The 10,396-nt window shown below is 59.0% G+C and carries 9 protein-coding genes and 1 pseudogene; 2 read left to right on the forward strand and 8 right to left on the reverse strand.

Annotated features, from left to right (window positions below; genetic code table 11):
* Nucleotides 1-132: 132 nt before the first annotated feature.
* Nucleotides 133-417, forward strand: a pseudogene (locus ACWGS9_RS33015) (IS3 family transposase); the annotation flags it as partial.
* Between the two features lie 135 nt (nt 418-552).
* On the opposite strand, the gene asnB reads toward ACWGS9_RS33015, so the two are convergent.
* The 8 genes from asnB to ACWGS9_RS33055 all read right to left on the reverse strand — a co-directional run bounded on the left by asnB (nt 553) and on the right by ACWGS9_RS33055 (nt 8,945).
* On the reverse strand, nt 553-2,379 hold the full coding sequence (gene asnB / locus ACWGS9_RS33020; protein ID WP_454509164.1) for an asparagine synthase (glutamine-hydrolyzing): 1,827 nt from the start codon (nt 2,377-2,379) through the stop codon (nt 553-555).
* A 781-nt stretch (nt 2,380-3,160) separates the two neighbouring features.
* Complete coding sequence (gene phnL / locus ACWGS9_RS33025; protein ID WP_454509165.1) at nt 3,161-3,895, reverse strand: phosphonate C-P lyase system protein PhnL; 735 nt, start codon at nt 3,893-3,895, stop codon at nt 3,161-3,163.
* A gap of 27 nt (nt 3,896-3,922) precedes the next feature.
* Nucleotides 3,923-4,702: a phosphonate C-P lyase system protein PhnK gene (gene phnK / locus ACWGS9_RS33030; RefSeq protein WP_454509166.1), complete on the reverse strand. Its 780-nt coding sequence runs from the start codon at nt 4,700-4,702 to the stop codon at nt 3,923-3,925.
* Nucleotides 4,703-4,704: 2 nt separating this feature from the next.
* The gene (locus tag ACWGS9_RS33035) at nt 4,705-5,547 is read right to left on the reverse strand and encodes an alpha-D-ribose 1-methylphosphonate 5-phosphate C-P-lyase PhnJ (protein ID WP_454509170.1); all 843 of its coding nucleotides are present in this window, start codon (nt 5,545-5,547) and stop codon (nt 4,705-4,707) included.
* A 4-nt stretch (nt 5,548-5,551) separates the two neighbouring features.
* Nucleotides 5,552-6,691, reverse strand: a complete 1,140-nt coding sequence (locus tag ACWGS9_RS33040; RefSeq protein WP_454509171.1) for a carbon-phosphorus lyase complex subunit — start codon at nt 6,689-6,691, stop codon at nt 5,552-5,554.
* On the reverse strand, nt 6,691-7,287 hold the full coding sequence (gene phnH, locus ACWGS9_RS33045) for a phosphonate C-P lyase system protein PhnH (protein ID WP_454509167.1): 597 nt from the start codon (nt 7,285-7,287) through the stop codon (nt 6,691-6,693). The genes ACWGS9_RS33040 and phnH overlap by 1 nt, the downstream gene beginning before the upstream one ends.
* Nucleotides 7,288-7,293: 6 nt before the next feature.
* Complete coding sequence (phnG, locus tag ACWGS9_RS33050) at nt 7,294-7,731, reverse strand: phosphonate C-P lyase system protein PhnG (RefSeq protein WP_454509168.1); 438 nt, start codon at nt 7,729-7,731, stop codon at nt 7,294-7,296.
* Nucleotides 7,728-8,945: an alpha-D-ribose 1-methylphosphonate 5-triphosphate diphosphatase gene (locus ACWGS9_RS33055; RefSeq protein ID WP_454509172.1), complete on the reverse strand. Its 1,218-nt coding sequence runs from the start codon at nt 8,943-8,945 to the stop codon at nt 7,728-7,730. Before ACWGS9_RS33055 ends, phnG begins: the two co-directional genes overlap by 4 nt.
* Nucleotides 8,946-9,095: 150 nt before the next feature.
* On the opposite strand from ACWGS9_RS33055, the gene phnF reads away from it, so the two are divergent.
* Nucleotides 9,096-9,842 (forward strand): phosphonate metabolism transcriptional regulator PhnF, encoded by a 747-nt coding sequence (gene phnF, locus ACWGS9_RS33060; protein ID WP_454509169.1) that lies wholly within the window; start codon nt 9,096-9,098, stop codon nt 9,840-9,842.
* The last annotated feature ends 554 nt before the right edge of the window (nt 9,843-10,396 follow it).

Raw genomic sequence — 10,396 nt, forward strand, 5'->3', positions numbered from 1 at the left:
TCTATCATCAGCTCGAAGCGCAGCACCTACTATGCCCTCTTCATCAAGGATGGGGCACAAGCCGAATACCCCATCTATAGCTTTCCAATGCCCATTGCAACCTCCTTCGTTCAGGTGTTGCGACGACCGCTTGAATCCGCCCAATATACGAGCGAGTAGTTCCAGCGCCCGATGGCCGACCACGGGATCACGTGTTCGATGAGCCGGTCGGGCAATGTCTGGGACAATGCAGCCATGGAGAGCTTCTTTTCGTCGCTGAAAACCGAGCGAACAGCCCGCAAGGTCTATAGGACGAGAGATGCCGCCAGGGCGGATGTGTTCGACTACATCGAACGCTTCTACAACCCTCGGCGGAGGCACTCTACGTTGGACTATCTGAGCCCCGTGGAGTTCGAGGAACAAGCTATGTTAGCTTAACCTCGTGTCCGAAAAACCGGCAGGCCACTAATTTAAATCCTCATGAAAGGACGAACCAACGATCGGCCAGGAGAAATTGTACGGCATTGGGCCAGACGCGGCTCGCGGCCGACCAGCGCCACGTATTCCGTTGGCTCAGACCTTAAGGCTTACATTGTAGTCGGTCAGGAAATCGTTGAGGGTTAGGATATGGTCCACCCACCTGATGTTGTCGGTACTGTCGAGCAACGTGCGGGAGCCATCGACGGAGAGCAGTGGTGCCACTGCCGCAGTACGGTCATTCAGGAGCTCGGTGAACCGGTCGCGCAGCATTCTGTCGTAGATCGGATCCCGGATAGCCGGATACCCGCTCTTGACGCGCTGGACCACCGACTGCGGTAGCAGGTCCGCGGTGGCGGCCCGTAGGAGGCTCTTCTCTCGCTTGTCGAAGGTCTTGTGCGACCATGGGCAGCCGAACACGTACTCAACGAGGCGGTGGTCGCAGTAGGGGACCCGCACCTCCACACCCAACGCCATGCTCATTCGGTCCTTGCGGTCGAGCAGCTTCGGCAGGAAGCGCGTGAGAGCGAGGTAGCAGAGCTCTCTCATGCGACGTTCGTGCGGATTGGCCGAGGTCGGCCCGCTCAGCGCGGGTACTTCCGCAAGTGCCCTGCGGTACTGCTCGTCGAGGTAGCCGGGGAGGTCAAGTTTCTCGAGCAGGTCGGGATTTAGGTACTGCCAGCCGGTATCGACGTCCAACCAGGGAAACGTGTCGGCCTGAACGCGAGCGGGATCGTGGAAGTACGAGTAGCCGCCGAAAACCTCGTCGGCCGACTCCCCGGACAGGACCAACGTCGCGTGTTGCCGGATCGCCCGGAACAGCAGATAGAGCGAGCTGTCTTTGTCGCCCAAAGTGAACGGCAGGTCGCGAGCATGGAGGGTGGCGGCCCGCACGTCAGGCTCCATGAGTTCGTGTGCGGACAAAGTGATGTCCAAATGGTCGGTCCCAACGTGTTTCGCGACCTCCTGCACGTATGGGCCGTCGGGTGTGGCGTGCCTCGGGTAGGCGGTAAAGTTCTCGGTGTAGCCGACGAAGTCGAGGGCAAAGGACCGAATCCGTTCGCCGTGAAAGTGCGCGGCCAGTGCTGTCAAAGCCGAGGAGTCAAGCCCGCCCGACAACAGCGTGCCTAGCGGCACGTCAGCGATGAGCTGCCGCTTGATCGTGTCGTCAAGAAGCTCGCGGACGCGCCGGACAGTGGTAGGCACGTCGTCGGTATGACCGCTGTCGGTGAGCTGCCAATAGGTCATCTGCCTGATGCCGTCGCGGGTCACGCGGACAATATTGCCGGGCCGTACCTCATGCATGCCATGGTACACGGTGCCGTCCGGGTCGGGGATGGAGCATAGGGCGCGACGAAGCCCGTCGGCGTCCATGACCCGTTCCGCGAGACCATTGGCGAGGATCGCCTTAGGCTCGGAGCCGAACAGCACTCCGTGCTCCGTGGGGTAGTAGTAAAGCGGTTTGATCCCAAGCCGGTCACGCACAAGAAGCAGTTCGCGCTTGGCGGTGTCCCAGAGTGCGTAGGCAAACATCCCGTTGAGTTCGCGCACGGCGTTGTTGGGGTCGCAGTCGCCCCACTCGAGGTGGGCATGCAGTACCACCTCGGTGTCACTGCTCGTGTCGAAGCGATGACCTAGGGCGGCCAGCCGTTGACGCAGCTCGCGGTAGTTGTAAGTTTCGCCGCTGTAGACGAGGACCAACGTGGATCGGCCTTCCTCCTTGATCGCCATCGGCTGGTGGCCCCCCTCGATGTCTATGATTGCCAGGCGGCGGTGTCCCAGGGCCGCAGATCCGTCGACCCAAGTCCCCTGGTCGTCCGGGCCGCGGCAGGTCATGGTGGCCGTCATATTGGCAAGCTCCCTTCGCGCATCGGGAGCTCTTAGGTCATGATCGAAGTCAATCCATCCACAGATGCCGCACATATGCCTGTCCTCTGTTGTTGACGGGAAGGGTTCAGGTGATGAGACGCATCCGCTCGGCAGCTCCTGCCCTCCTTTTAGGAGGCATCAAGTATCGTGCCAGCTCCGCCGGGAAGCCCCAGAAAAGCGTTTCTCGATTGTTGTTCAAGGACTTGAATGATGGCAGAAGCGCTGGAGGCTTACCGGACAGCACGTGTCGTGCACCCTACAAACCCGGCCGAGTCGTCGCCTCGGCCGCACACTTTCCGGCTTTGGCGTCCGCGTTCGACCGCTTCGCCAATATCTGTGAGTTGACTTCGAGCAGTGCGGTTGGCGCCGCAGCACGTCGAACAGAACGGCGCGCGAGCACTTGGCCACCACGACATTGCCGCGTACCCGGCCAGCTGTCGATTCGGAACAGATGCCACATGAGAGACCATGCGTGTGCCAGGTGAAAGGCGAAACGACCTTCGAGAGCACGTTGGGGAGAACTCGACCCGGTCGACGCCCCGGCTGATGATCCGGCTTACGAAGTGAACGCGGATCGGCCCGAAGTCGGTCGCGCTCATAGTCGATCAGAATGTTCTTCCCCACGCCACCGGGACCGACGATAAAGACGAGCCGGCTACGCAACACATGGACTTCAGACCGTGGCCTTGAGATCACGCCGTTCTTCAGCGCGAACTCAGACTGGACGACAAAATGTGATAGTCTTCGGACAAGTCCGACTGGAAGATCGAATCAAGGCAAGCCTCATTACTGTCCGCCGTTCTTCCGGGACGCGATTGGTCAAGGTCATAACGCGTCAGACAGCGACCTTCCGCACTGTCCACTGAGGCAGGGCGTCGTTCTCCGAAGCCTTTCCAACCTCGAACAGCCTGTCGGCAACGGCATTCCGGACTTCCTCGTCGTGGAAAATCCCCACCACGGCGGAGCCGCGCGCCTTGGCCTCGCTGATCAGCGCGATGACAGTCGACCGGTTTACGGCGTCAAGCGATGCTGTCGGCTCGTCCAGCAGAAAGATCGGGTAGTCTACGACGAAACCGCGAGCGATGTTGACCCGCTGCTGCTCTCCCCCAGAGAAGGTAGCTGGAGCGAGAGACCAGAGGCGTTCTGGAATGCGCAGGCGGGTCAGGAGGCCAGCGGCTTTGTTTCTAGCCTCTTCAACGTCCACTCCGATCGCGATTGCCGGCTCGGCGACAACATCCAGGGTGGGTACTCGCGGGATAACCCGCAGGAACTGACTAACGTATCCCACGATGCACCGCCTTAGTTCGATGACTTCCCAAGGCTCTGCCTTGGCCAAATCGATTGATTCTCCGTTGCAGTGGAGGACGATTTCGCCGGAATCGAGCTTGTAGTTGGCGTAGAGTGAGCGCAGAAGCGTCGACTTGCCGGCACCGGACGGGCCATGCAGGCAAACGCATTCTCCTGCTGCAACATCCAGGGAGATATCGGAGAACACCGGAAGCACTGTGCCGCCTTGGGTATGAAGGGTGAAGGTCTTCGACAACCTGCGCGCGCTGATGAGTGTCGCCATTAGGTTCTCCTTTCAGGCTTGCATCTTTCAGGCTTGCAGAACGGACGAGACGAGGAGCTGCGTGTAAGGATGATGGGGATCGTCGAGTACCTGGTCGGTCAGCCCTTCCTCGATCACCCGGCCCCCTTGCATGACCATCAGGCGATCCGCGAGAAGTCGCGCCACACCGATGTCGTGCGTCACGATAATCGCGGCAATGCCCAGTTCGCGTACGAGCTTGCGAATGAGGTCCAGGAGCTTCGCTTGCACGGAGACGTCGAGGCCACCGGTTGGTTCATCCATCAAGACCAGGCGCGGATGGGTAGCCAGTCCTCGAGCGATCTGGAGACGCTGCTGCATTCCGCCAGAGAATGTCCGGGGCAGGTCTTCGATGCGGTTGGCATCGATGTTAACCCTTTCCAGCCATTTCAGGGAGGTGTCGCGCAGGGCGCCGTAGTATCGTTCGCCATTTACCAGCAATGGTTCCGCGATGTTGCCGCCGGCGCTGACGTTGAGCCGGATCCCGTCTCTCGGGTTCTGATGGATGAGCGAAATTGCAGTCGGGAGAAACTGCTCCCGCAGCGCCTCGTCCATGTCCCACAGATCGACCATCGCGCCCTCTTTAGAAATTTGGATGGTACCGGATGTCGGTCGGACAGCGCCGGCCAAACACTTTAGAAGGGTCGATTTCCCTGAGCCGCTCTCTCCGACGATGCCAAGCACCTCCCCTCTGCGGAGCGACAACGAGACGTCGTAGCACGCCGACATGGCTCCGTAGTCCTTGCGGACAGAGTCTGCCTGAAGGACCTGCATCGATGACGGTTTCATGGCTAATTACTCTCGCGCCTGTCCGTGCAATATGACGTGTCAGAACAGACAAACGCGCGTGTGCCGTTGTCATCCAGCAAAACCTCGTCGAGGTAACTGTCCGCAGCTTCGCAGAGCGAGCAGCACTCATTCCACCGCTGGACGGTGAATGGATGGTCCGCGAAATCCAGGCTCTTCACATCCGTGAAAGGCGGGATGGCATGGATTCTTCGCTCGCGTCCTGCGCCGAATAGCGCCAGAGCGCGGCTTCGATTGAGCTTTGGATTATCGAATTTCGGTATCGGTGAAGGGGAGGCCAGGTAGCGACCATTGACCATCACCGGATAGTCAGTGACGATCGACACTCCCCCATGGCGAGAAATGTCCTCGTAGAGTTGTACGTAGATGGCTCCGTAACGCGCGAAGGAATGCATTTTCTTTGTCAGGGCTTCCTGAGCCACCAGCCGCCGGAGCGGTTCGGGATTCGGCACCTGAAAAACGATGATCTGGTCTTCGGTGAGGGGGGCTTCCGGAATTCGATGTCGCGTCTGAATGACGGTGGCCTCTGCTGTCCGCTCTGTCGTGGCGACGTCGGAAACCTGTTTGAAGAATTTGCGGATCGACACGGCATTCGCAGTGTCGTCGGCCCCCTGATCGATCACTTTAAGCCGATCATTTGATCCGATGATGCTGGCGGTGACCTGCATCCCGCCGGTTCCCCAACCCGGCGGCAGCGGCATCTCACGGCTGCCGAAGGGCACCTGGTATCCGGGAACGGCAACTGCTTTCAGAATCGCGCGTCGGATCATCCGCTTGGACGTTTCGTCAAGATAGGCGTAATTGTAGCCGTCGTCTTCATCGAGCATGATTTCAGTCTGCAATTTGGCTCTCCTCGATCATATCGCGTTGCACAACGACTTGCGGCTGCCGGTTTGTGTGTTCCTCTCGCATCTGCTCGAGCAGTTGCATGGTGGCTTGAAAATCGACGTAATGCGGAAGTTTCAGATGCTGGACGGAACCAGAGCTTGCGACGCTGTCGCAATGAGACAGTACGAACTCCTGGTTCTGAGCCGGATATTCGGCGTCTTGGCCGAACTCGTCCGCTCGCAGGGAGCGGTCGAGAACGGCCATTGCGATCGCCTTCCGCTCCCCCTGACCCAGCACCAGCCCATAGCCTCGCGTGAACTGCGGAACGCGTGACCCGTCGCCGGGTGTCAAATGGATGGTTTGGCATTCCGATAGGCGCACGGTACCTACGCCGACGGTCAAGCCGATTTCAGGCACATCGAAAAACACTTCCGCATCGCCGTAACGCAGTTCCGCTACAAAGGGGTGGTTTCCTCCGTACCCGCGCATGCTCGAATAGCAGAGTGCTACGAGAAACCCTTCGTCACCACGACTCAAGGTCTGCAGACGTTCGTCTCTCTTTGACGGAAAGGCGATCGGTTCCCTCGTTACATCATTGACGTACCCAGGAGCGATCCCATCGACGCCTTCAATAACATCGGATCTCGCCAGGATGCCGCCCTCCTCATCCAACTTTCTCAGACTGGAAAGTTCCTCTTGGGCGCTCAAAAGGCGAGTGGAAGGTGCTTCGCTTGACCCGTTCAGAAGGGAGAAGTCCAGGATACGATGGGTGTAGTCATAGGTGGCCCCGAGGAACTGGCCGCCTGGAACGTCCTTGTGTGTCGTGGCGATCCTTCTGCGCACTAACATTTTTCCGGTGTCAACCGGTTCGGCATAGCCGAAGCGGTTCAGCGTGGTCCGGAACGATCTGACGAGGGCGATCGCTTCCAGCAGGTCACCTTCGGACTGCTTGAGCGCCAGCGCCGCGAGAAGCGTATCGTAGAGCGAACCTTCGCTCATGACCCGATCAACGGCCAGGGACATCTGCTGGCCAATCTGTTCGACGGTGAGTTCAGCGATCGTCGTATCGCCGCGCCGGCGTTTCGCTACGAGCTTATGGGACTCGGCAATCGCTGCCTCACCGCCCTTGATGGAGGTTATCATCATCGCCATTCAGCCTTTGTTGATCTGGGAAGGCCGATGAGCTGCGAGTCATCAACCAGGAAGACGTCCACGCCAAGCGGATATCTGGCCGTGTTCGTTTTCCACTCCGGCCAAAACCAGTCGGGCAGACCGGCCGGGGCGATTGCCACGGTGGTCTCGATCCCCGGCCCACCGAGGATTACCGTCGGGCCGTCCGACAGCGACGGTAGGCGGACGACGACCGTTGTGGCCTTGTCCGGCGACGAGGCCTCTCCCACGTTGAAGCACGAGAACGGGAGAAATTCCGCGGCATCCCCGACAAAGGCCAGGCTCGCGGTATCCGGCTCGGCTGTCAGCAGGGCGTTCGTATGAAGATGGAGGTAGCTGCGCACGTCGTCAGTCGCGATCGACCGGCTCAACCAAGAGGGGCAGTCGCCGTCGACAAGGGTCAAGGCAATCGCCGCCATCGTACCGTTAAGCGGGTGGGGAGATCCTATCGGCTGACGGAGTGACACTGATGTCCCTGGGCGAGAAAGAGCCGTCAGAAGCTGCCGAAATGCCAGTTGAGCGTCATGGATGGGGTCTTCGAATTGTCGTGCCAAGGATCGCATGGTCATTCGGGCTCAGCCCCCCTGTCCGTACATGAAGAAATCGACCTTGCTGGAATAAGTCTCACGTTTGACCCGGTTTTCCGCTTCCCGAATGCCTTCATCGAGGGCGTCCACGATTGACGTGACAGTCGAGCCCTCGTTCGCTGGTTCCCTCTGCATCAGCGCATCGAGCAGCGCCGCTAACGCTGCATGCCGTTTGCTTCTTCCCAGCACATAGGCGACGCCGATTTCCCCGCTCTCGATCTGCACCGTGCATCTCGTGATCGTTGCCTCGCCGACATTGAACGGTGCATGCCCTTTCGCAATCCGGCCCCTGAGCATGATCATTCCCACTTCAGGACGACGAATCCATTCGAAATTGGGAGGGGGGATCGTTGCCCAATGACGTTCGACTTCGGCGAGCGGCGCTTTGGCGAACGTCGTCATCCATGCTTCGCGGCTGCGGTTCATTGATGCCTCCAATCGTGATTATCCGTGACAGGCATGCGCTTCAGAGTTTCCGCCTGCCGCGAAGCCAAACCGAACGGACGATCGGACCGTCGATGTCCGCGACCCGTACGAGATCGGCGCGTTTGCCGATTGTGATTTCGCCTCGGTCGGAAAAACCAAAGGTTCTCGCTGGATTGAGAGTCCCCATGGCGACCGCTTCGGGAAGCGATGGTCCGTTGGGTATTGTTGGAAGATACCAAATCGCTCGCAGAAGGCTCGCCGGGATAAAGTCGCTCGGCGAGTTCGCGCACGGAAACATTGCCAATGTGCGATCGTCCCGCGACGATGTTCGGGCCGCCTACGATGGCTGTCATACCCGCGGCCCGTGCCGCCCGCGCAGCTTCCAGGGAAATGGGAAACTCTGCAATGTTTGACCCAGCCACGACGGCTTCCTCTATGTGGGCCGCGGTCGTGTCGTCGTGACTTGCACAAGCGATCTTGCGCTCCCGGCACATTTCAAGAAGCCGCGTCCTGTTGAATTGGTTGCGATCTGAAGACGAATTCTTGGCCGTGATCATGTTTTCGATCTCGGCTGCGCTTCGGCCCTTATAGGTGTGAATGCGGCGGAACCGTTCGAGATTGCGGTGTGGCCCGTCATCCATGATCGTCACAAAGCGAACATCCGGGCGATCAAGGTATTGCGGAACGGTGTCGATGAGGCTCGGATCCTCCGCGTCACATCGGAGGTGGAGGAAATGGTCGGCCCTCAGCGCCTGATGCGCTCGTGCTTGCTGAATTCCTTCAAGCATGGCCGGCAAGAGTCGCTCCCGTTCCGGGCTCGCGCCCGTGCCCGCGCCCACGGTCAGGGAGTCGAAGACGGTCGTCGTGCCGGCGGAAATGATCTGAGCATCATAGGCGATTGCCGAACTCGTCGGATTCCACATCATCCCCGGCCGGGGCAGGACGTGCTTTTCCAGATGGTCAGTGTGAACATCCAAAATTCCGGGGATCAGGAAGTCAGCGCCGAGATCCGCCGCGTTGGCGGCCGCCGTCGTGCCATGGCAGATGTCAGCAATCAAGCCGTTCTTAATCCTGACGGTTCCGCTAAAGCATTCCGAACTCGTGACTATCCTGGCGTTTGCCAATATTGTTTCAGAATGTCCGCTTTCATTTAGGCAACCCAGGCCAGGCGAAGCCTCAATAACTGTCACGGGATGGAACCCTGCTCTCTTCATCAACTGAAGCGGCTTTAACAGCGACGACGCCCCGCCAGGAGACGAAGTGATGACAATGCGTGGACACCTATCCAACTTGTACCTACAACGTAACACCCGGATCGGACCTCATACGCTATGAGGCGTGTATCGAATAGCGGAAGTCGACCGATGGAACCGTCATATCGCCCCAGTTTGTCGGAACGACGCGGAGCCACCACACTCTGGCGGATGGTCGCGCGCGCGCTCGAATCTGAAATCCAAGAGGGCAAATGGCCGCCGAGTGCACGACTGCCGAGCGAGTTCGAGCTTGCAACTCGTTTCGACGTGCACAGAAACACGGTTCGCCGCGCCCTGTCGGTCCTCCGTGAGCGCAACATCGTCAGGGTTGAACAAGGCAAAGGCGCCTTCGTCAAGGAACGCCTAATCGTATATCCCGTTGGGGCAACATCGCGGTTGACTGCGACACTCGAGAGTATGCATCGTGTCGGAGAGCGACGATATGTCGGTTCGGATCGTGTACGCCTGGATAAGGACCTTGCCAGAAATCTACGTTTGACGCTTCATCACTTCGCCCAACGAATTGACACCGTTACCGTCGTGGACGACGCAATAATAGACGCGACCTCAAGCTACTTTCCTCTCCCGCGTTTTGAGGGAATAGAAGATTTTGTCCGGGAGAGCGGCAGTTTCACCGCCGGCTGGAAGCAATATGGCGTCGCGCATTACCGGCGGCTCGAAACCAGGATTACCTCCGCCGCCCTCTCAAGCGCTGATGCAAAGCTTTTTGGCAGACCCCGCGGTCAACCGGTCACAATCTTCACGAATATCAATGTCGACATGGATGGTCAGCCGATTGTCTGGTCGAGAATGCGATTATTGCCGCAATTCATGGAACTGGCCGTCAAATTCGAATAACTTCATTTTGAACACCACCGCATCAACGGAAAAGGTTGAGAAGTAGGTTGCGTCGTCAACTGTTTCGGCCACCAAACGGCCCGGCACGACAACGGTCGCGGGAACGTGCGTCATGACGAGGCCGTAACGTGCATGAGGCTTCGAGGCCCTCTTCATGCCTGAACAGTGAGCCTGAGGCTCAGTCAGGCTCGCGGTAGCGAATGAAGCGAGCAGTCGTTTCGGACGTTGGCCGGACCGTGACGCGCCGCTGATTCCCGCAAGCGACCCGTCCGTCGACACATATCAGCGGTATACCGAAACGTTGTCGGCGAGAGTCAGGTACAAGTGGCTCACTTGATCCTAACTTGTCAGATCGTCTTCATTCGGGCCGCCTAGTACGGCTTGTGCAAAAACGTGCCGCTTTCTGGCGCCTCTTCCGAACTCGAAGCACAGCGAATCTGCCGGGGCGAAGCTTCAACGCCGCTCGATAAGGAGCCCTCAAATGAAACGAATACTGTTGTCGGTTATTGGCGCCATCGGCCTGATGGCATCTGCGTCTTGGTCGCACGCCGAAC

Source organism: Mesorhizobium sp. Arg314, assembly GCF_053714275.1.